Source organism: Fulvitalea axinellae, from assembly GCF_036492835.1.
Classification (GTDB): domain Bacteria; phylum Bacteroidota; class Bacteroidia; order Cytophagales; family Cyclobacteriaceae; genus Fulvitalea; species Fulvitalea axinellae.
Genome location: NZ_AP025314.1, coordinates 3,599,809 through 3,620,888 on the forward strand (window position 1 = coordinate 3,599,809; position 21,080 = coordinate 3,620,888).

General features: G+C 48.2%; 16 protein-coding genes. 6 read left to right on the forward strand and 10 right to left on the reverse strand.

Features of this window, described 5'->3' with window-relative positions; all coding sequences use genetic code 11:
* Positions 1-55 precede the first annotated feature (55 nt).
* Positions 56-574, reverse strand: a complete 519-nt coding sequence (locus tag AABK39_RS13610; RefSeq protein ID WP_338391886.1) for a hypothetical protein — start codon at positions 572-574, stop codon at positions 56-58.
* A 121-nt stretch (positions 575-695) separates the two neighbouring features.
* Between AABK39_RS13610 and AABK39_RS13615 the strand changes: the two genes are divergently transcribed.
* The gene (locus AABK39_RS13615; RefSeq protein ID WP_338391887.1) at positions 696-1,268 is read left to right on the forward strand and encodes a hypothetical protein; all 573 of its coding nucleotides are present in this window, start codon (positions 696-698) and stop codon (positions 1,266-1,268) included.
* 824 nt (positions 1,269-2,092) lie between these two features.
* On the opposite strand, the gene AABK39_RS13620 is transcribed toward AABK39_RS13615, so the two are convergent.
* Complete coding sequence (locus AABK39_RS13620; RefSeq protein WP_338391888.1) at positions 2,093-2,695, reverse strand: helix-turn-helix domain-containing protein; 603 nt, start codon at positions 2,693-2,695, stop codon at positions 2,093-2,095.
* A 102-nt stretch (positions 2,696-2,797) separates the two neighbouring features.
* Positions 2,798-4,279 (reverse strand): S41 family peptidase, encoded by a 1,482-nt coding sequence (locus AABK39_RS13625; RefSeq protein WP_338391889.1) that lies wholly within the window; start codon positions 4,277-4,279, stop codon positions 2,798-2,800.
* Between the two features lie 704 nt (positions 4,280-4,983).
* Here AABK39_RS13625 and AABK39_RS13630 point away from each other — a divergent pair.
* Entirely contained in the window at positions 4,984-6,864 is a 1,881-nt protein-coding gene (locus AABK39_RS13630) for a GAF domain-containing protein (RefSeq protein WP_338391890.1), read from the forward strand.
* 436 nt (positions 6,865-7,300) lie between these two features.
* Here AABK39_RS13630 and AABK39_RS13635 read toward each other — a convergent pair whose 3' ends face one another.
* From AABK39_RS13635 to AABK39_RS13650, 4 genes are all read right to left on the reverse strand, one after another.
* Positions 7,301-9,157, reverse strand: coding sequence for a Xaa-Pro dipeptidyl-peptidase (locus AABK39_RS13635; RefSeq protein ID WP_338391891.1), 1,857 nt, complete (start codon positions 9,155-9,157; stop codon positions 7,301-7,303).
* Between the two features lie 261 nt (positions 9,158-9,418).
* Positions 9,419-9,967, reverse strand: coding sequence for an acyl carrier protein (locus AABK39_RS13640; protein WP_338391892.1), 549 nt, complete (start codon positions 9,965-9,967; stop codon positions 9,419-9,421).
* A gap of 155 nt (positions 9,968-10,122) precedes the next feature.
* Positions 10,123-10,956, reverse strand: a complete 834-nt coding sequence (locus tag AABK39_RS13645; protein ID WP_338391893.1) for a M90 family metallopeptidase — start codon at positions 10,954-10,956, stop codon at positions 10,123-10,125.
* Positions 10,957-11,265: 309 nt separating this feature from the next.
* Complete coding sequence (locus AABK39_RS13650) at positions 11,266-14,592, reverse strand: HzsA-related protein (RefSeq protein ID WP_338391894.1); 3,327 nt, start codon at positions 14,590-14,592, stop codon at positions 11,266-11,268.
* Between the two features lie 246 nt (positions 14,593-14,838).
* On the opposite strand from AABK39_RS13650, the gene AABK39_RS13655 reads away from it, so the two are divergent.
* Positions 14,839-15,570, forward strand: a complete 732-nt coding sequence (locus tag AABK39_RS13655) for a GntR family transcriptional regulator (RefSeq protein ID WP_338391895.1) — start codon at positions 14,839-14,841, stop codon at positions 15,568-15,570.
* A gap of 76 nt (positions 15,571-15,646) precedes the next feature.
* Here AABK39_RS13655 and msrA read toward each other — a convergent pair whose 3' ends face one another.
* Positions 15,647-16,267 (reverse strand): peptide-methionine (S)-S-oxide reductase MsrA, encoded by a 621-nt coding sequence (msrA, locus tag AABK39_RS13660; protein ID WP_338391896.1) that lies wholly within the window; start codon positions 16,265-16,267, stop codon positions 15,647-15,649.
* 207 nt (positions 16,268-16,474) lie between these two features.
* Between msrA and ruvB the strand changes: the two genes are divergently transcribed.
* Positions 16,475-17,515, forward strand: a complete 1,041-nt coding sequence (ruvB, locus tag AABK39_RS13665) for a Holliday junction branch migration DNA helicase RuvB (RefSeq protein ID WP_338391897.1) — start codon at positions 16,475-16,477, stop codon at positions 17,513-17,515.
* A 77-nt stretch (positions 17,516-17,592) separates the two neighbouring features.
* On the opposite strand, the gene AABK39_RS13670 is transcribed toward ruvB, so the two are convergent.
* Together AABK39_RS13670 and AABK39_RS13675 are read right to left on the reverse strand one after the other, a co-directional pair.
* Complete coding sequence (locus AABK39_RS13670) at positions 17,593-17,721, reverse strand: hypothetical protein (RefSeq protein ID WP_338391898.1); 129 nt, start codon at positions 17,719-17,721, stop codon at positions 17,593-17,595.
* Positions 17,722-17,925: 204 nt separating this feature from the next.
* Complete coding sequence (locus AABK39_RS13675) at positions 17,926-18,111, reverse strand: hypothetical protein (protein ID WP_338391899.1); 186 nt, start codon at positions 18,109-18,111, stop codon at positions 17,926-17,928.
* A gap of 255 nt (positions 18,112-18,366) precedes the next feature.
* Here AABK39_RS13675 and AABK39_RS13680 point away from each other — a divergent pair, with 255 nt between their 5' ends.
* Positions 18,367-19,803 carry a BatD family protein gene (locus AABK39_RS13680; RefSeq protein ID WP_338391900.1) on the forward strand — a complete coding sequence of 479 codons (1,437 nt, stop codon included), beginning with the start codon at positions 18,367-18,369 and terminating at the stop codon, positions 19,801-19,803.
* A gap of 136 nt (positions 19,804-19,939) precedes the next feature.
* Positions 19,940-21,016: a chorismate synthase gene (aroC, locus tag AABK39_RS13685; RefSeq protein WP_338391901.1), complete on the forward strand. Its 1,077-nt coding sequence runs from the start codon at positions 19,940-19,942 to the stop codon at positions 21,014-21,016.
* The last annotated feature ends 64 nt before the right edge of the window (positions 21,017-21,080 follow it).

The window sequence follows — 21,080 nt, forward strand, 5'->3', positions numbered from 1 at the left end:
GCCTATCTGTTATGAGTATACAGTCTGTATTCGTAATAACCTCTCCTTTAGAGAATCACCTGACTTTACTATAACCCAATTGGGAGGCCAAATAGGTATTGTTAGACAAAATGAGTTCGGCTTTTCGTACCGAATAAAAACCGACAGCCAAAATCGCGGGGATAGCGTAACGCAACCCGATTCCATCCAAGAAGGTTTCCGGGGACACAAACAAGTGTATAATCTCTTTTACGAGAATAAGGCAAAGCGGAACAAGCATCGCCATTTTTGGCATCTTTAGCGTAAGCACACCAAAAACCACAAAGACCAGCGCAATAAAGTACCCAATCGTCATCCCAATAATATCGGAACCGGTAAACCACGTCACTACGGCAAAATACGCACCCAACACGAACAGCGCGTTACGGGCGTGCTTCAATCTTTGGAACGCCGTCTCGACGTCGGCTTTCTCCGTAACCTGTTTCGCTATGAATTTGGCCTGCTCTTTTTCATTGCCACGGACAGGATAGTTACAAGTACCGCAGACCAAGTCGTTCTCCTTCGCTTCAGTATCGCAATTTTTACAAATCAACATAGGGTTTCTATTAAAAAGTAAACTCAAACAAATGGTAGTCGGCTATAATAACATTAGGGTTTTAATTACCCAAGATTCCTCCGTATTATTATATGACAACTTCACTAAACTTCCTTTTATTATGAAAAGAGAAAATAAGTGTAAACCATACGATCGATATTTATACATCTATCAAATTTTCTCGGATGAATTAATAGAGGAAGTGAAGCGTGAATGCTTAAACTTCAATAGCCGAAAGAATCTCGAAAAAGATGACGCTTTTTTTAGGTTTACGAAATGGGGCAGGCAAAACAATGAGGTAGCTTTATTCACTATACACGCATATGCCAGCTTCCAGATACCAAAAGATTTCGATTGTATTTTTGATATAGACAATCCCGAAAATGTAGAATATACGGAGTGCATACTCAGCCAATCCATTTATGAATGTCTGCACCCAATAAATAAAATTGAGGGTGGACATAAGCACCTCTGCCTATTCAAATTTAAAAAAGAGGTTCCCGGTATTATCCATAAGCTTCATGTGAAAAAGGAAAAAATAAGCCATGACCCGCAAGACATGGTTCGTTTAGGGATATGCAGTCGGGAAGATTACAATGACATCAAAGACAGAATTCTCTATTTAGATAAGCTCAAAAAACGCCATGGGCCTGATTGGTGGAAGTATGACCGTGAAGCGCATAAAAAGAATTAAACTTGAAGCTGTTTCAAAAGATGCCATCAGAACTAACACATGAAAAAACTAATCATCCCCGCCGTTATACCTGCTACCCTTTTATCGTTCTTATTCGTAACGAAATGGTGGTTCGCATATCCCGAAGACGCTCCCGAATCATTCCTTTACGGCTTTCCCCTACCGTATAAGTGCGACGGGTGGCACACCTCCATGTCCTATCAAATTTTTATACTCGAATTGCTTTTCGACTTATCGGTTTATTTCCTGTTTTGGCTCTCTATCTTTTGGCTAATTCATAGACGTTTTCCAGAATTCAGGATTAATAAAACCCTACGGCGTATATTCCTTTCGTTTAACGTGTTTATCGTCACATTTAACCTTCTGGTTTCGTCGGCATCTGAGCACGTATTTTCTCTAAATCGAGACTTTCGCATTGATACAAAAGAAACCAGTATTTTTTTCTTTTGGCAACTCCCCCAAGATAAGGTAACCCTTATGAAACGATACCCATATAAGAAATTCAGGGGCCATTGAATCAGCCATATTTTAGCCATAATCCTATCTGTACTATTCTTTGCGAAATAGAGTAAAAAGCCTCTGATTTTTTTCCTCCCGATTTTCAAGCGGTAAAATTCTGAAAGCAAAATTCCGACGACCACTCGTGAGGAATCGCAACACTCCCCATAATTCCCCAACCCAAAGGAAAACCACCCCGAAAAATCGAACGGCTAATCAATATGCCTGGCAAAAGCCCTTAAAAAATCGGCGGTTTTAGGAAAGCACTAAAAAAAGCCCCACCAAAAGGCGGGGCCATATAAAGGTGGGGGTGATAAATTCTTGGTTTAGGCGCACCTCTCCCGTAGTTCGGGGTATATCCGTCGTATTTTGGAACGTTTTGGTCTTGCTTCGGTCTTTTGTTCGGGTTCTTTTTTGACCTTCGGGCTGTCGTCGTAGAGGCCTTTGCGGTAGAGCTTCGGGTGGTATTTGGCCACATAGAGGCGCAAAGCGGGGCGCATTAGCGTAGGGTTAATAGGCTTTATACCGCAGTGGTAGAGGCTTTTGCGCCTAATACGGCAATATACCCGGTACGGTAACCTGCCGTAGCGCCAATATTGGTCGCAAATATCGTCGGAGGCCCATACCACCAGCAAACGATCGTGACCGAAACGTTTTCGGCCTACCATCGGAGGCAGTACGGCACGCGCGGGCGAGCCTTTTCTTTCGTTGGTGGTAGCCAAATACTTCCTGGCCTGATAAAGCTTGTGGGCGTTTTCGGCGGTGTACACTCCCATAAAGTCATTGCGTCGCAATTCGCGGGAGACCGTCGACGGGTTTATGCCCAGCCACTTCGCCACTTGGCGTATGGACATGCCTTTGGCCCTGCATCGCTGTATCCAGTGGCGGTCCATTAGGTTCAGGTGCCGGTATTTGCCTTTTACCATCATCGGTTATGCGGGAGCAAATTTTTTGCCTCGGCAAAGCCGTACAACAGCTTAGATACGTAAGGAATCGGGACGCAAAAGAGAGTTGTTCCTAGGGCCGGCTCCTCAAAACTCCTTCAGCCTCTCCATTGCGAAATTCAACTGCGTGTCCTCATTGTTCATAAAGTCCTCGTAAGTCTGTACAACCCTTATGTCCGGCACCACGCCGGCGCCGATATTCTGGTCGGCGAGCTTTCTGACGTCCTGCTCAATGTCGACGATCGAAAACTTAAGACGAAGCTTCGAATTGGGCAGTTCATAGACCACCGGAATATGCCCCGTATGCCCGTAGTACCCACCCAAGGTTTCCTCACCGATCACCGTAGCGCTGGCATCGCTCTTCACCAGACTCGCGAACAGGGACCCCGCCGAGGCCACCAAAGGGTCGACCAGCATAACCACCTCGCCCCGGAAAGCGTTCTCCTTCGGTTCCCAAAACTTGTTGAAGGAGCTGTTCTGATGATAGCGTACGCCATTGACGAGGCTGTGTTCCTCCTTCAGTTCCTCGAACAGTTCCTTCTTGTCGTCATAGGCGTAATATTCGGGAAAGGGTACTTTCTGGAAAATGGTGTGCGCCGAGATATTCTCCCTGAACTTTCTGCGCGTGAGATACGAGTACAGAAGCAGGTCGTTCGGGTCGTTACCACCTCCGTTACCACGAATATCGACTATCAGCTTCCCGACCTTTCGGGTTTTCAATGAGTTAAATACCGAATCCAAAAAGACCGCATACTTCTTATGCCCCTCCTTGCTGGGGCCTCCCATGCCGAAGCTACTCACCCTCAGGAGCCCGGCGTTCAGCTTGTCAAGAAAAGCGTACGAATACCTGCCCTTGTTCCTTTCCTCAAAACTTTTTGACACCCGCTTTTTATAGACCTTGTAAAATCCAGAATACGCAATGGGCTCGACTCTCTTCTCCCCGATACCGCCCGTCCCTTTGTCCATGTACTTAATCCTGAACTCGTCCTGCTCGCCGAAGGCCAGATAAACAAAATAAGGAAGCCAGTCCGATCCTATGCCGGCGTATTTGCCCGTGGTATTGAAGCCGTCCGTACTTGTGTATTTTGATATTGAGGCGGCGAAATCATCCGCCGGAACAGCGTTAACGGAAAGTACCTCGCTCCCGGCGGGCATCCCTTGGTAATCGGAACTCGTATACAGCTTGTCCTCAATACGCTTAAGCGGTACCGGAAAAAATATCTTTTGCCCGTTCAGCAGCCTTTCCAGAGAATCGGGATATGTCAGTCCGTTATGGCAACTGCCCGTAAAGTCTATCGCATCCCATATCAGATTGTAAAAATCGCGGTACGACGTCGTCCCCCCTATCTTTCGTTTAGCCGACAAAAATGCGCTATCGATCTCGGAAGCGGAGCGATACTTGTAAAGTCCGGCGTTCGCCCTTTTGTAGATCTTCTCGAACACCTCGAAATCCTCCGTCATCTCCCGCTCGGAAAGGCCGCGGCCGGAATCGTTTCCTTCATTTTTCGGACCACAGGAGGCGATCGCCATCAAAATAAATATAATTACGCTTCTTAGGGTACTATTCATTTTTATCAGGTTTAACGAATCTTAGAAAGATATAACACCAGTTTATATGTATCGAACCGCTCGGCATAAAAGCTATAGCCAATGGTTGCTGGCATACGGCACCACGGAAAAGCGTTTACCTAGAAAGAGGTAAAGCAGGAATCGATTTTCAAAAAACAAGGTATCAATCTGGTATTTTATTGACACAATAAATCACAAACGCACTCCAATATATGGCATAAATAATAAATATACTATTTTCAATTATACCAAAACTTGTACGCCGAAGATTACTCAAAATGCTATGAAGCGATAACGCCCGGGGGCCCTGCTCAGCGAATTCAGAATGGACGTTACAAAATCAACGAATTCGGTTTCTGACACAAAAAACAAGAACCTGCTTTACAAGCGTTTCCCCGCACCGACCCCACTGACTATATTCTGTTTTTCTATTTGATAAAACCAATGGCTTAATCATCCGCTTTTGGACTTGTAGGCATAAAAACATACGGTTGATTAGCTTATTTCAATTTAAGATATTCATTTCTATCACATTAATGAGTAATCATTTTTTCAAATACGTTCATCTGTAACTATGAATAGTGCTTTCGGGTTTATATTTTGCGTAGTCTTCCGCCCCAAGCGAGCTAGAGGGGTAGATGCCGGCAATTGGCCGGCTTTGGGGTGGCGGAAGAGGACTGTTTCCTCACAATTTTTATAAACCCATGAAAATCAGAGAGCGGCTAAATTTACTCATCCTCGTACCCACTTTTTTGCTTACGGGCCTTACGGTGGCGTTGATGACATATCGATTTTATACCAAAAGCCTTGAAGACCAAATCCGGGAAAGCGGGTTTTCCACCCATCTGTTCGCCATGAAGGTGGAAGACCAGATGCAGGGTTATATGGAAACGGTCAGGCAACTGGCCCGCAATGTGGAGATGTTCGAGGTAATTCCCGTAAACGAACGCCGGGAAGTCCTGAGTACGTTTATGAAAAACGAACTCTCAAGTGACAAGGGATTGCTGGCCGTTTGGTCCAAGCTTGAGATTTACGCCTTGGACAGCCTTCAGGACGAATGGAGGGGCAAACGGGGCAGTTCCGTAGCCGGAAACTTCTATTATACCTATTACAAAAAGCCGGACGGATCCATCGGGTTACGCCATAGCCGATCCACGACGGTGAAAGCGGTGATGAATCACGGGCAGTACGCCTATATCAAAAAGAAACCCAGGGAAATGTTGCGCGATCCGTTCAGGATCGTCTATGGCCAAGGCGAGGAAAAATCCTTGCACTGCAATTTGCTGACGCCGATAAAAGTAAACGGAGAGTTTATAGGCGTAATGACAGCGGACGTCTCTATGGAGCGTCTCCGCGAGCTGGTCCGGGACAGCGAGTTGCCGGAAGCCTGCAACTCCATCCTTCTATACAATCAGTTCGATAATCCCAAACGTCCCGAAGACGAGCGCTATGTCAGCGCCTCGAATACTTATCTCTCCGACACTTTACTGTTCAACACGTTACAAAGGAATGTTAGGGCCTCGGTAAAAGACCTGTCGGGAAATGAGTTGGAGGATATGTACCGCTACGACTTGGAAGACTCCAAAGGCAAACGCTTTATGGCTTTTATGATTCCCGTGAAAGTCGGCAAAGCGCCAGAGCGTTGGTATTACACCCAGCTGGTTCCTTACGAGCTGATCGAAGGTCCGGTGAAAGAGATATTTTTCCAGATTGCGGGACTTGGCCTGTTGGCTATGCTAGTGCTTTCGGCTTTGGTTTATTTCACTATCCGATCGCTCACCGTACCGCTGACCAAGATCACCGAAAGGCTCAGGATGGTAGCCCAGGGCAAAAAAGTGGAAGTGCCCGAATACCGCAGAAACTCGGACAACGAAATAGACCTGATGTTCGGCGCGTTACGCGAACTGGCCGTAGGCGTGGACGAAAAAGCCTCGTTCTCGGCCGAAATCGGAAAGGGCAACTATTCAAAGGACCTTAAGATCCGCAGTGAGGATGACATACTGGGGAAATCTTTGGTGCAAATGAAAAAAGACCTCCACTTGGCGGACGAAACCCGGAAACGTAACGAATGGATCAGCGAAGGCGTGCAGGACTTTTCGGAGGTGATGAAAAAGGAGCACGAAAGCCTGGAAGACCTGACTTTCCAAGCCCTTCAGAAGGTTATCAGGTATATCGACGCGTCGCAAGGGTTCCTGTACGTGGTGGACGAAACCGGCGAAGAACCGCTGTTGCGCCTTACCGCCGCTTACGCTTGGGAAAAACAACGCCATCTGGACACCCGTCTGGCCAAAGGCGACGGCCAAGCGGGCCAAGTCTGGCTTGAGGGCGAAATGATCCGGATGACGGACATTCCCCAAGGTTTTTACCATATCAATTCCGGCCTCGGTGACGCGGAGCCTAAAGAGGTGGTAATTATTCCTATCCAACTGTTGGGCGTCACTTACGGCGTAATCGAATTGGCCAGCTTCAATAATATCGGCGAACGGGAACTGGACTTGCTCGATAAAGTGCTGGAAACTTTGGCCGTTCTTTTGAAAAACAACAGTTACGGCTTCGCCGAAGTGCCAAGTTACGAACGTCGGTAGTGGGGATATGTTTGTTAACCGGCATAATTATCAGCATTAAAAATATGGTATCCCGAAACCACTGACATTTTGCACTTAGCCAGCCCCGGTGTCACTTTTTATTCACTTTCAATTTCGTTCAAAGGAGTTCATGAGAACGCTTCGCTAGTTGAGAGATCAAAAAGTAACCAAAAAATCTTCTAAATACGGCTACAAATTTTTCTTCCATCCAAAAACATAACGGTTATGGAAGAAAAATAAAGGCCTGAAGTTAGTTTTTTGGAACGCAAAAAAGTCTTCATATATAGAATTTGTGAAGAAGAAACACTGACTCCTAAAAAAAGAATAATTTAACGCAAACGTATTGCTTCCAGTTAAATGATATAAAAACAGGGGATCGATTTTCGATCCCCTGTTTTGTTGTATTCATATCTCATTGCAGAGAATTAGGCTTACACTATTGAACGGCGTCGAGTCCCATAGCCTTTCTCAAAGCCTGTTCGCCACCCACTACCGGAAGTTTCAGCGAACTTTTCCTGAGGTCCAGCGTCAGCTTGGTACCTGGTTCCGGCCAGAGGGTAAAGTCCCTGTCGCTGGAGAATACCATCAAGCCGATTTGTTGGCCGGCCGGTATCACTTGGTCGTCGGGTTGCAAGTCAAAGCTTACGGTGTAAAACTTGCCTGGCTTCAACGGCTTGCTCTTCGTGATTGATCTTCTGTTTTGAGGGTCGGCCCAACCACGGGTTATGATATTGTCGGTGGTCTTGAGTCTGCGCCCTTTTTTCCAAGGCAATGACACTAGCCATACGGAAAGATTGGCGGCGGGCTTGTCGGATGAGATGCGCAGGCTTACGCGGGCCGTACCCGAGATATGCAAGTCTTTCTTCAGCTTCGGTGTTACGTACAGCAGGCGGTTCTCCGAACTTTCGGCGCTGGCTAACTCACTGCCCGAATGCGACACGTCGTCGGTCAGCGTCTCCAACGCTACAGGCGATTTTTTGAGGTTCAACAGTCCTCTGGCGCCCGTTTCCGTACCGGGATAAAGCGTTACGTTCGTAGCCGCAGGGTTCGGGTAGTCGGTGTAGGCGGTGGGCTTGGATGTTTTCGCTCCTTCGCGCACTATCCACGCCCTGGCATCATTTTCCACACCGTTCTCCACACCGTGCAAATAGCGGGTAAACCACCTGTTCATCATGCGCATCGGCGGAGGGCCGCCGTGGCCGTACTGGTGGTAATAGATCTGCGCCGGCAAGCCTTTGGCTTTGGCCGCCTCGTAAATCCGGAGGCTGTGCTCGGGCATCACATTCCAGTCATTAAATCCGTGCGACATAAGGAGGGCCGCTTTCATCGGCTTCATATCGTGGATATAGTCGCGTCCTTTCCAGAAGTCGTTATAGTCGCCCGTGATCCGGTCCATGCCTTTGGCCATCTCGTCGTCGCGTACTACCGAATCTGCGTAAGCGCGTTTTTCCTCCGGTCCGCTATGGATAAAATCATAAAGCACGTCGATATCCTCGCCCAAATATCCGCCGGGGCTACGCACCAGGCCGTTCGAGCGGTAGTAGTGATAGTAGGAAGTGTTGGGCGCTATAGGGATAATGGCCTCAAGCCCTTCCACCCCGGTAGTGGCGCAGGCCAAAGGAAGCGTACCGTTGTAAGAAGTGCCTGTCATGCCCACCCTGCCGGTAGACCAATAGGCTTTCACCGGTTCGCCACCGTAAGGCTCGGTGTAGCCCTTGCCCCTTCCGCATAGCCAATCGACCACGGCTTTGGGCGCCAAGGATTCGTTATCGCCGCCCACGGTAGGCGAGCCCTGCGAGAGCCCCGTACCCGGAGACGAGGAATGGACCACGATATATCCGCGGGGCACCCAAGTCTTAAGGTGCGAGTTGGAGATGATCGGCCGCTTGCCCGTGCGTTTTACGTCGGCGTGCTTGCGCTTGGGCGGCGTTGCTCCCAATTCGTGTTTAACGTCCCAAAAAATATCCTTTTCCGTAGCCACTCCCGCAAAGTACGGGCTGGTAACGTACACCACGGGCAACTTAAGCCCCTGCGTATCGGTTTGCGAAGGCCGGGTTACGGCCACGTGCATACGGTCAAGCTTTCCGTCGCCGTCGGTATCGAATTCGGTCTCCACCCACAGGTCGTGGCGGACCCAGGTTTTCGGATCGTTGAAGGCCTCCACCACTTGGGCTTGGCCGTCTTTGAAGACGGGCTTTGCTTTTATGGAGTTGTCCTTTCGCTCCTGCGCGTTGGCCGCACTGGCCAATGACAGCAAGGCCACAAAGACATAGGTAAAGTAGTTTTTATTCATATCGTCAGGTGGTTTTTGGTCTAACCAGTAAAGGGTAAAGAGTACTGAGTAAAGAGTACAATGTCAAATAATTTAGGGTCGATCAGAACGGGTACTACCCCCTTTGATTATGATCAAACCTACCCTAGCCCTGTACTCTTTTAAAAGACATTCGAGAAAAGTACATCCAGTAAATCAGTCTATGCTTTGAGAGAGTGAATTTTAGACTTCACCGAGCAGTCTCTTTATACTTTACTGTTTACTTTGCACCCTTATAGTTGTTTAGGTGATGTCCGCTGAGGTACCGGCCAAGAGCAATATAATCTGTTCCAGCTCGTTTTTGTCGGTGATTTTATCGAGTTTTATCGACTCCGACCAGTTCAAGGAGGCTACCCAATCAACCAAGTCCTCCACCGTATGGGCGGTTACGGGATCGCCACCATAGAACCAACCGAATTTTATTCCCAAAAAACTGAAAGCGGGCGTTCCTCCTTCCATATAGTCTTCCTTTACCAACAACGGAAGTTCAAATCCAACTTCATGGCTTAGCTTTTTCCAGCTTTGCTGGATATCATCGCCCTTGAGCAAATCGACAATAATGGAGTCAGGCTTTACATCATCTTCCATATTCCCCATCGATACAAAAGCTTTTCGCAATCTGTACAAGACAATTTGCTGAAGGCATTTGCGATTAGGTTTTGCTTTTACTTTCCCGAAAATATAGTCCGCAATTTCGCCGGAAGCTCTCCCTTCCCCGGCTTGCGTTTCAGGTATCGAGACACCAAAATTTTCTTCAATCGCTGAATGAAATTCAACCGAATCGAGTCCCATAGCCAAACATTTTCAAAAGTTTCCAATATCCCATACCGAGCCTCCACTCTAAAAATTTCACACACCATCGAAAGCCCGTTAATAAAAACAATATACGAAAGAAATGTAAAAATCAAAGCTACCAAAAGCCTCCCTATCCTACGTGGGCGAGTCGGCTAGCGAATCGGATTTTGATTGTACACTTTGGTGAGCGCCCCGAAAAGTTGAGGATGAATTTTACGGAAATCGGCGGGCCTTTCGAAAAAGTACTCGGTAACTACAGGCAAGAATTCCGTTTTGCTTACGCCGCCGTAATCGCGGATCGCGGATTGATCATCCCGGATTTTCATAATCTCCTCATAGACAAGCTTCAGCCAATTCCTTTCAAATTTGTGGGGCACAAGCATTTTAGGCAAACCGTCCATAGTACCGTCGGCCATATCTATCAAGTGGACGAATTCGTGTATGCCCACATTAAAACAGTCGTCGTTGTCGAGGTAACTTTTCCGCAGGGCTTTTTGCGACAGGAACATCGCCCCTTCCATATGCCCGGTCCCCACCAAACCGACAATATGTTGCGATGGCGCCGAAGGGTCGACCCTTTGCGAAAAAGAAGCAGGAAAAAGGATTACGGTCTCCAGATCGGGATAGTTCCAATACGGCAACCCGAACATGGGAATAATGGCGCTGGACGCCACCAACAGCTTATCGAGATCCTCCACTTCCGTTCCTCTTCCTTCAATATCCGTCTCGGCGAGAAATTTCATTACCCTCACCTCAAATTTCATCTTCTCTTCCGAGCTCAATTTTTCGTAGAACTTCACATTTCTATTCAATATCCCTTTCCACCTTGAAGGCATAGGCAGAACTTTCGGCTTTTGGGATCGCCAATACCAATAGATAAAGGGAAAGGAAACGATAGCCAAAATAAAGGGCAAGAAGAAATAAATGGGCGAAACGGGTTCATAACCTGGTCCAGGAGTAGGAAGGTAAAACAGAGCTAGAGTCATATAAATAAGGTTCTGATAACTGAAAAAGTAAGCTTGGCAGCCTGCTTATGTTCAAAATCGGGCATGCGGCCCTTTAGTCAAAACAGATCCAAATATAAGGCTTTAGAAAACAAACATGAAAAAATGAACAACAACCGCTGACTATCTTCCTGTTTATATGCCAAAAAACATCATAGACTTATATATATAAACGAAAATGGACAAAACGAAAAAACCGAAGTTTAGAAAAAGGAAAAGGAGCCTCTCGGCTCCCATTTCCAACATTGACACGTAATGGTCGGCTATACTGTCTTTTGACTTTGGGAAAGCTTATTTCGCCCCGTCTCCGTCAAATACTTTTTGTCCTGAGCGGATGGCCTCGCGGCTTTTCTCTTCCGCTTCCCTGAACTTCATATATTTCACCAAGCGCTTCATATGGGCTTCGCTCGGCTGGAAGCCTTTCATGTCGGCGCGTGGCACCCGCTGAAGTTGTTCGTAACCGGCTTTGATAATCGCTACGGCTTCGGCGTACTTGGCTTTGTTATCGCGGATACCGTCAAGACACGGACTGACTTCCGGACGCTCGAAACTGATCTGCGGTCCCGTTTTTCTGCGGAACGTTCCCAAAGACATCAAGTTTACGCCGGTAAGTTTCGACAGGCGCTTCACTTGGGCGTGCGTAAGCGGCGAACGGCCAACGGGGTTATCCGGATAAGCGCTTTCGAATCTTGGGTAATACGGTGCGTTAACGTCGAGCCATTCGTAAATACGCTCTTTTTCCTCTTTGGTCAGCTTCACGCCGTAGTGGTCTCCCTCAATGGTTTTCACAAGCGGGCTTTTGTTCGCTCCCCAAGCGTAGGATCCCTGCAGAGCGGCTGGCCCCGCCCCTATTACTTTCACATAATTTTTCATGCGAAGCTCGATATACGAGGCGTTGAAGAACATGTTCTTGTCGGCGGCTAGGTTCAACACCTTTCCGGCGTCTTTTCCGAAATCGTGGCAACTGACGCAGTTCGCGGTGAAAATCGGCTGGATATCGCGCAGGAAGTGCATCGACTCCGGTTTTTCCCTGTCCCAAGTAGGTTTCAGCTGATTGGCCGGCTTACGCATAGCCATCGGCTTGGCCGAACCTATCGGCAACGGAGCCTGAAGGCGGTTTTCGTGACAACCTACGCAACCTTGCGTTTCGCCCGGTTGCAGAGAGGTTCCGCTACGCATGGTCTGCACCATTCGCTTGTCTTTGTCCAGAAGCTGGAAGTAAACGAACCTGTCGGCCGGAACCTCGAAGTAGGCCGATCCGTCTTCCTCCACATCCACTATACCCAGTACTCGCTTGTTCTCGAAGTTGTGCCAGTTCATAGCCGGACGGTGTACGCCTTGGCCGTTCCAAGCCGGTCCGGTCCAGGCTTTCTTTTCCACAGACTCCACTACGCGGAGGTATTTGATCTCGCCGGGCTTCACATCGTCCATGTGCGTTCCTTCGTATACGTTCTGCACATAGAATTTGCCCGGAGTCTTGTCGTATTTTCGGTTTTCGGGAATAACGCGCTCGCGCTTTCTCTCCATAACCACTGTCGGGTCAAAACACCCGAGTCCTTCCTCTTCGTACAGCAGGGTCTCATTCCCGTAAATATCGATTAGGAACAATCCCGTACGCTCGGTATTTTTGGTAACGGTTCGGGTACAGAGGAAATACTTATCGTCAAGCGGATAAGGGTCTTCGTAACGAGGGCGAACTTGCATAAACACATCCCACTTACCGTAACCTTCGGTAGAGATCAGATCGCGGGCATAAGCCGGCCAAGTGCGGACAACGGGTTCTTTGCCTTCGAGTCCTTTAGAGCGGTCTATCAAAGCGAGCGCGCCCCAAGGCCTGTCGTGGCAAGAGCCGAGAATGGCCATCATCAACGACGAGTTCGGAATCGGCTTGGCGTCAATCACACCGCCCGGCGAGCTGGTGTTATTTCCCCAGTACAGTTTATGGTTTGTTCCGTCAGGGTTAACGGTCCAGAGTCCTTGTGCATCACCGAAGTTACGGTCAACATATTCCCAACGGTCGTAAAGGATTCTTCCGTCAGGCAAAACCGTCGAGTGGCCTTCGAACAGCGTACTCTTTCCAAGTTGCGTAATGTTGGCTCCGTCGGCTTCCATGCGGTGCAAGTTGGCCATGATATGGACATTGCACATACAGTATTTCGGCTCACGGGTAGACGAGAATACGATTTTGTCATTCGGCAAGTAACATGGGTCGATATCCGAAACGCCCGGCGACTTTGTCAATTGCTTCATTCCCGTACCGTCCACGTTCATTTCGTATACGTGGTAATCGTCCTTAATGTCACGGCGCATCGAGAACAGGAATTTCTGACCGTCGTAATGAATGTCCGGATCACGCACAACGCCCGTTTCGGAAGCGATCAGGGTTTTCACGTTGCCGCCTTCGCCAAAACGGATAGACTTGATCGCCGAACCTCCGCGGAACTTTTCGGTATTGATTTCATCCGTCTGAAAAAGTGTTTCAGAGTTATGGTGGTCACGCAAATACTGCATGCGGGTGACAAACATCAAGGCGTTTTCGGCCAACACAGGGTGCGCCACCATCGCCTCCTTGGCTAAAGAAGCGAATTCCGCTTTAGCTTTAAGAGCTTTCTCCAAAACGCCGGGGTCTCCTTTGGCCAGTTCGTTTTTCAAAGACGAAAAAGTGTTCTTCGACGCCTGAATCCTGCGCAAAAAGTCTTCGCTTCCCGCATATCTCTCGCCGTACGCACTTTTCAAGTTCGTAACGCTTCGCTCCAACGCTCCGAAGTCGTTATTGTCAAGAATCGCCAAAGCCTTTTTGAAACCGTCAACAGTTCCCAAAAATTCCAAAGCGGGTTTCAGCTTATCGTCGGCCAACTCAGCGCAACGCTCCCTGTACCACGCCCCCGCGGTTCCCGAATTGGCCAAGCTCTTGGCCAAAGCCGCTTTCAATGTCTTCGCGTCGGGATCGGCCAGCCACATCATGGCGTTTCCGGATCCCAAAGCCATACTCAGTGCGCCCATTCCTTCCGGATAGCGCTTCGCCATGGCATTCCAATTGGTTTTGAGGCCTCTTTCGCCCACCAAAAAACTCACCTTTGTATTGGGCTTGGAACCATCATCCACACCCACAACGGCTTTCAGCTTTACGTATTTTCCGCCAGTGGCAAAGGCCACTTCGCTGTGGGCATGCGCCAACAAACCGTTTTTTAGGCGTTCGCCCGCCAAGCTCAATGGCTTCCCTTCAAAGTTGACATTCCTCAACACCTTTCCCCAACCCGTCACTTCGCTTTCGATTTTCAGGTCCGTCAGCGATGTTTCCTTACCGGCCTTATCCACCAATACGGGCTCGCCCCATACCGCGTGGTCCCAACCGCTTCCGTTGCCTCCGTCCAAAGCCATCAGCCAAAGGGTGTCCACCCCCTCAATCCCGACCTCAATGTCAAGGCGCTCGCCTTTCGACAAGATTTTTGTAGAATAGGGGCTAAACCCGTCTCCTTTCGCCTGTTGCTTCCCCTGCTCCAGGATTGCGCCGATCCAGCCCGAATCCGAGCTCCTCACCACCGACTTGTCACAAGACGTTACCGTAACCAGCAAAAGGCAAACGAAAAAAAGCCCCACACCAAAACGTTTTTTCATAATCGAAGCGTTTTTCTATGTTTTGACAATGGAAATTATGCGCTGTCCGAAAAACCGGAAGCCTTATATGTTTGAACAAATATACAATTTAAATCACAAATACCAATCCATCGGGCAAGGTATCGGGAAAATCACAAGGAAAGGCTTTCCTCTGTCAACCAGAATCAGTCATTCTAAACAAAAAAGTGTATTTTTGTCCTTGGCCTAAGCTTTTAAGTTTTCACGCCCACTCTTTTTCCCTAAAAAATGGAATTAAAAATAGACCATAACAGCCCGGTACCCTTGCATGCGCAAGCCGAGGCGCTTTTGAAGGAGCTTATTATCCAAGACGAATACCAGAAGGAAGGACGCCTTTTGCCTAACGAGGTAGACTTGGCCAAAAGACTGGGGATATCGCGCAACACACTGAGGCAGGCCATCAACAAGCTGGTGTTCGAAGGTCTGTTGTCCAGAAAAAAAGGCGTGGGTACGCGCGTTATCAAAAAACAGCTTTCCACCCAATTGGAAAACTGGACTAGCTTCCGCAACGAAATGAAGCGTTTGGGCAAAGAGGTGGTTGAGTTCGAGATTTTGGCCGATCAGGTTAAAGCCGACAAGGACGTGGCCAATAAGCTCCGCATAGAACCCGGCACTACGGTAACCCGCCTTTCCAAAGTCCGCGGCACGGACGAAGGGCCTATCGTTTGGTTTGTTTCCTATTTCCATCCCCGCGTAGGCCTAACGGGCGAAGAGGATTTTACTAGACCTCTTTACGAGATCCTTGAACAAGATTGCTCAACCGTGCCGTCGCTTTCCCGCGAGGAACTCCAAGCCGATTTGGCGGACCAAAACTTAGCCGAAAAACTCAAGATCAAGAATGGCGACGCCATCCTCACCCGAAAAAGGGAAGTCTATGATCCGGGCAACAGGCCGATCGAGTACAATATCTGCTATTATAGAGGAGACAAATTCGTTTATACAATCGATATTCACCGTTAACCGATGTCCATATCGGAAAAAAGCCCGGACGCTACTCTGCGCCCGGGCTTTTTTGTTTTACCTCTCAGGTTTATCCTTAGTCTTTCAGCTTGTCTGAAAACACTTTTCTGAGCTTTTCTAATTTGGGTTTGATTACCACTTGGCAATAGCCCGCATCCTTGTTGTTATCATAATAATCTTGGTGGTAATTCTCGGCCGGATAATAATCGCCCAACGCGGTTATTTCCGTCACAACAGGCTTCCCAAAGACGTCTTTCTCGTTCAGCTCGTTTTTAAACTTCTCCGCTTCCCGCTTTTGCTCTTCCGACGTATAAAACACGGCCGAACGATACTGCGTCCCTTTATCGGCCCCTTGCCTGTTCAATGTCGTAGGGTCATGCGTTGACCAAAAGACCTGAAGCAAATCGGCGAAGCTCACTTGTCCGGGATCAAACACCACCTTGGCCACCTCGGCGTGCCCCGTCAGTCCTGTACAGATCTGGCGGTACGTTGGGTTTTTGACCCCGCCACCCGTATACCCCGCTTCCACGGACTCTACGCCTTTCAATTCTTGGAAAACAGCCTCCACACACCAAAAGCACCCGGCACCGAATACGGCAACCTCTTTTCCTTTATCAGTTTCCATTGAACCAACTTTCGCATATCCGCTACCTTTCAACAACAGAAAGGACAGCGTCAGTAAAACAAATCTTATCATATCTATAAAGTATTCTCTATCTCTACGGACAAAACGCCGGAGGGTTATCATTTCTTGTTCTTTCCGCCAACCGATCGCTTCGCTTCGCAATGGGAATTCTCAGGCTAATACCGTAATTTTAAGTTTTCCGACATAGGAACAATACCCTTCCGGAAACAATCTAGCGAACTAACGGCCGGAAATATTCCAGCCCAAGCCATATGGAATATGCGTGAGGATTATCTCAGCGGCGACGGGGAAAACCTCTCTTCTGCCGAACAGGAAATAGAAAAAGCACTGCGCCCCCTGTCGTTTGACGACTTTACGGGACAGGAAAAGGTATTGGAGAACCTGAAAATCTTTGTCGCCGCGGCCAAGCGCCGGCAAGAGCCTCTGGACCATGTGCTTTTGCACGGCCCTCCGGGTTTGGGCAAAACCACCCTTTCCAATATCGTGGCAAACGAACTGGAGGCGGAAATAAAGATCACCTCGGGCCCGGTACTCGACAAACCCGGCGATTTGGCAGGACTGCTGACCAATCTGGAGGCCAACGACGTACTCTTTATCGACGAGATACACCGACTCAATCCCGTAGTGGAAGAGTATCTGTATTCGGCTATGGAAGATTACAAAATCGACATTATGCTCGATTCAGGCCCGAACGCCCGTACGGTACAGATAGGCCTGAGTCCGTTTACATTAATCGGCGCCACGACACGTTCCGGATTACTTACCGCTCCGCTCAGGGCGCGTTTCGGCATCAACGCCAGATTGGAATATTATGACGCCGAAATACTCTCGGGAATCGTGGAAAGAGCCTGTGGCATACTCGGAACTCCCGTAGACAAAGACGCCGCTTACGAAATAGCCAGAAGGAGCCGAGGCACACCACGTATCGCCAACAACCTTCTTCGGCGTACCCGCGACTTCGCCGAAATCAAAGGCGACGGGAGAATCAACCAAGCGATAGCTGAAATGGCTCTCAGCGCCTTGGACGTGGACCACAATGGGCTTGACGAGATGGACAACCGCATTCTGTCCACCATTATCCTCAAATTCAAAGGCGGGCCTGTCGGGCTTTCGACCATTGCCACGGCATGCGGTGAGGAAGCCGAAACGATCGAGGAAGTTTACGAACCGTTCTTGATAAAGGAGGGATACATAAAACGCACCGCCAGAGGAAGGGAAGCTACGCAAGCGGCATACGAACACCTCAACGTTTCGCCACCGAACACCGGCACTCAGGCCACGCTATTCGGCGATTGGTAAACGAAAAAAACTGATATACAAAAAAAGGCTGCCCTCAGGGTAGCCTTGCTTGTTTTAGGTAGTGGTGTGCGAACAGCTTAGTGCTCGGTCTTCTTTTTATTGCCGTAGAATACGTCCAAGACCATCAAAGCCTTAACGAATCCGACCAGAATACAGAAAATCCAGATAAAGGTGTTCGCGCCTTCGCCAATCGGTGCTTCCAACATAGCTTTTTCTTTTTTTGTACGACCAAAACTAAGAAATAAGCAAGATTATGGAAAGGAAAGCACAAAAAACATAATTAAAGACCGTGTCGCCTTATTTTTTATATCGCTAAAAAATCTGTCTGGAAGGATACACCTTTGGGGCGCAACTTTTTTACGCCCCATGGTTTTGTCACAATGTTTTTTTAATTCGCTTAGGCACTAGTTTCAAGAAAAATACCGATGCAAAATCGGTCCGTGCGCTTGGCTTTGCCCAAATTCGACAAAGCACCAACTTCTCAGCTCCTCTCTCTCTCCTGGCACCAAAATCCCGATAGCTTTTCTCAACTCTTTCTCAAAAAGAGCGATGTCAAAGCTAACCTTTGTAAGGATAGTTTTACAGTACTTTAGCATGTCAAAGAAATTTTTTATCACCCATCAAGATATACGCAAGCCCCAATTAAAAGTTGCTTTCAAAATATGAAATTGCCACTATTTCCAAGCTTCAACCAATACGATGTAAACACCTGAAAAAAGCGGAAAACTTTAACATTTTTTTAGACCTTCAGGCCGTCGCTAGCTTGCCCGAGTCATCAAAAATGTTTATTTATGCCCACAATGGACTACATAGACACTAACGATTCAAAATTTATATTTAAAGCGTCGCGGATGAGATATTTGGGTATTTGCCTTCTGTTTCTTTTTTCGTTTGCCGGCCCCTCTTGGGCTCAGGACATCCATCTGGAATTGGGACCAAGCGAAATCGCCCAAAACCAGGCTTTCTATATCACTATTGTCGTGAAGAACGGCCAAATGAAATCTTACGGAACTTTTCCGGAGATCGACGGATTCACAAAGAGAGGCGCCTCCTCTTCCACCTCGACAAACATCATGAACGGGCAGATGAGCGTTAGCCATAGCATCCAGCAAAGTTATCTCCCCGAAAAGCAAGGAACCTTTACGCTTAAGCCATTCTCGATAAACGTAAACGGGAAAAAAATCAGTTCGCAGGGCAAGACTATCAAAGTAGGCCCGCCTATCCAACGCCAAAGACGACGCAGAAGCTTCTTTGATCCTTTCGGGTTTGACGACCCGTTCCGTGAACCCGAACCGCAGGAATACATTGAAGTAAAAACAGACGCTTTCATCGCCATAACACCCTCTAAAACTGAAATTTACGAAGGAGAAGGCGTTAATTTGGCCTTGGAATTCTATGTCGCCGACAGTGGCCCGATGCCGTTTAGATTATATAAAATCAACGAACAGCTATCGGAAATAATCAAGGCGATAAAGCCTAACAACGCTTGGGAAGAAAACTTTAACTTGCAAAACCCTAAAGGCGAGCCGGTTCAGGTTGGCAAAAAACGTTTTATACGGTACAGGCTTTTCCAAGCGACCTATTTCCCTCTCAACGACGAAGACATTGAGATCCCGTCAGTGCCGTTGACCATGAGCAAACTTAAGTTTGCCCGTCGTAGAACATTCGGAATCCAAAGCCAAAAATCGGATCTGAAAACATTCCATACCAAGGCGAAAACTATCAAAGTAAAACCGCTTCCGCCATATCCCGGCGATGAAGCAGTGGCTGTCGGCCAATACCGTCTCAACGAAAAAATAGGCAAAAAGAAGTTGCAGACCGGGGAAAGCACAAGCTTCGGATTTTCGATTTCTGGCAAAGGAAACATCGCGGCGATCACTCCCCCAAACATTCCGGAAACGGACTCTTTGAACGTTTTTCCGCCCGAAATCTCGGAAAATATTAAGCGTAACAACAGTTCGGTATACGGATACAAATCGTTCAACTATTACATAGTGGCCGAGGACCCCGGAACGTATGATCTTTCCAAGAAATTCCAATGGGTATATTTTGATCCGATCAGGGAAAAATACGATACACTCAGTCCCCGAATCACGTTGCATGTAAAGGGTGAAAGCCTGTCGCCGAAGAAGACGCTTACGGACAGTGAAACCGATTTGCAGGATATGGCCATGAACGCCAACAATCGGCTCAAAGACCGCAACAGGACGGATTATTTCCTCTGGTTTATGAATATCGCTCTTTTACTCGTGATAGCCTTTACAATTGGGTTTGTCATGAGAAAATAAGACGGAACGACTACCAACGCCGGGCTTTATGCGGAACACGGATGCGCTTCTGAAGCTCGGCGTTCTTTTTTTAATCCCCACTAAACCTTAATTTTACGGCAATCGCACTTTTTCGAAACTTTATTCGCATTGCCAAATGAACAATTCATACGGACACCAGTTCCGAATCACCACCTTCGGGGAATCCCACGGCAAGGCCATTGGCGTTGTCATTGACGGATGCCCGGCGGGAATCGACTTCGACGAGGAGTTCATACAGAACGAACTCCTTCGCAGAAAGCCCGGCCAGTCACGCATTACAACCCAGCGTGACGAAAAGGACGAGTTCCAAGTACTTTCGGGAGTCTTTGAGGGAAAAACCACCGGCACGCCGATAAGCCTGGTGATTTTCAACCAAGACCAACGCAGCAAAGATTATTCGCACATTGCGGACCGCTATCGCCCATCCCACGCCGACTATACTTACACCGAGAAATACGGAGTAAGAGATTACCGCGGCGGAGGAAGAAGCTCCGCTCGCGAAACGGCCGCCCGGGTTGCCGCCGGCGCTTTGGCCAAGCTTTTCCTCAGACAACACGGTATCGAAATCAGCGCCTACGTATCGCAGGTGGGCGGATTGAAACTCGACAAGCCATACACCGAACTCGACCTTTCGAAGACAGAAGACAATATCGTACGCTGTCCGGACGCCGAAATGGCTAAAGAAATGGAAGAGTTTATCGATTCTGTCAGAAAAGATCGTGACACTGTAGGCGGAGTGGTAAACGCAGTGATAAAAGGCGCTCCGGCCGGCTTGGGCGAGCCTGTTTTCGACCGCCTACACGCCGAACTAGGAAAGGCCATGCTCAGCATTAACGCTGCCAAAGGATTCGAATATGGAAGCGGTTTTGAAGGCGTAAGCATGAGAGGTTCCGAGCACAACGACGCTTTCTACACAGAAAACGGCGAGGTAAAAACCCGGACCAACTACTCCGGCGGTATTCAGGGTGGCATATCGAATGGCCAGGACATCTATTTCCGTGTAGCTTTCAAACCCGTAGCCACTATAATGAAAGATCAGGAAAGCCTAAACGAAGCCGGCGAAAGCATAACCGTAAGTGGCAAAGGCCGTCATGACCCTTGTGTGGTTCCGCGCGCTGTGCCTATCGTAGAAGGAATGGCCGCTTTGGTGCTTGCCGATTTTCTATTGAGAAACCGTTGCTCCAAAGCCTAAGGTTTACAAGAATACACTTCAGGGCATATTCCAATTCTTCAAAAATGAAGGCTTGGAGTATGCC

Excerpts from the sequence above, each read along its gene's own strand:
- AABK39_RS13610 (WP_338391886.1), bottom strand. The coding sequence starts at position 574 with ATGTTGATTTGTAAAAATTGCGATACTGAAGCGAAGGAGAACGACTTG.
- AABK39_RS13615 (WP_338391887.1), top strand. The coding sequence starts at position 696 with ATGAAAAGAGAAAATAAGTGTAAACCATACGATCGATATTTATACATC.
- AABK39_RS13620 (WP_338391888.1), bottom strand. The coding sequence starts at position 2,695 with ATGATGGTAAAAGGCAAATACCGGCACCTGAACCTAATGGACCGCCAC.
- AABK39_RS13625 (WP_338391889.1), bottom strand. The coding sequence starts at position 4,279 with ATGAATAGTACCCTAAGAAGCGTAATTATATTTATTTTGATGGCGATC.
- AABK39_RS13630 (WP_338391890.1), top strand. The coding sequence starts at position 4,984 with ATGAAAATCAGAGAGCGGCTAAATTTACTCATCCTCGTACCCACTTTT.
- AABK39_RS13635 (WP_338391891.1), bottom strand. The coding sequence starts at position 9,157 with ATGAATAAAAACTACTTTACCTATGTCTTTGTGGCCTTGCTGTCATTG.
- AABK39_RS13640 (WP_338391892.1), bottom strand. The coding sequence starts at position 9,967 with ATGGGACTCGATTCGGTTGAATTTCATTCAGCGATTGAAGAAAATTTT.
- AABK39_RS13645 (WP_338391893.1), bottom strand. The coding sequence starts at position 10,956 with ATGACTCTAGCTCTGTTTTACCTTCCTACTCCTGGACCAGGTTATGAA.
- AABK39_RS13650 (WP_338391894.1), bottom strand. The coding sequence starts at position 14,592 with ATGAAAAAACGTTTTGGTGTGGGGCTTTTTTTCGTTTGCCTTTTGCTG.
- AABK39_RS13655 (WP_338391895.1), top strand. The coding sequence starts at position 14,839 with ATGGAATTAAAAATAGACCATAACAGCCCGGTACCCTTGCATGCGCAA.
- msrA (WP_338391896.1), bottom strand. The coding sequence starts at position 16,267 with ATGATAAGATTTGTTTTACTGACGCTGTCCTTTCTGTTGTTGAAAGGT.
- ruvB (WP_338391897.1), top strand. The coding sequence starts at position 16,475 with ATGCGTGAGGATTATCTCAGCGGCGACGGGGAAAACCTCTCTTCTGCC.
- AABK39_RS13670 (WP_338391898.1), bottom strand. The coding sequence starts at position 17,721 with ATGTTGGAAGCACCGATTGGCGAAGGCGCGAACACCTTTATCTGGATT.
- AABK39_RS13675 (WP_338391899.1), bottom strand. The coding sequence starts at position 18,111 with ATGCTAAAGTACTGTAAAACTATCCTTACAAAGGTTAGCTTTGACATC.
- AABK39_RS13680 (WP_338391900.1), top strand. The coding sequence starts at position 18,367 with ATGAGATATTTGGGTATTTGCCTTCTGTTTCTTTTTTCGTTTGCCGGC.
- aroC (WP_338391901.1), top strand. The coding sequence starts at position 19,940 with ATGAACAATTCATACGGACACCAGTTCCGAATCACCACCTTCGGGGAA.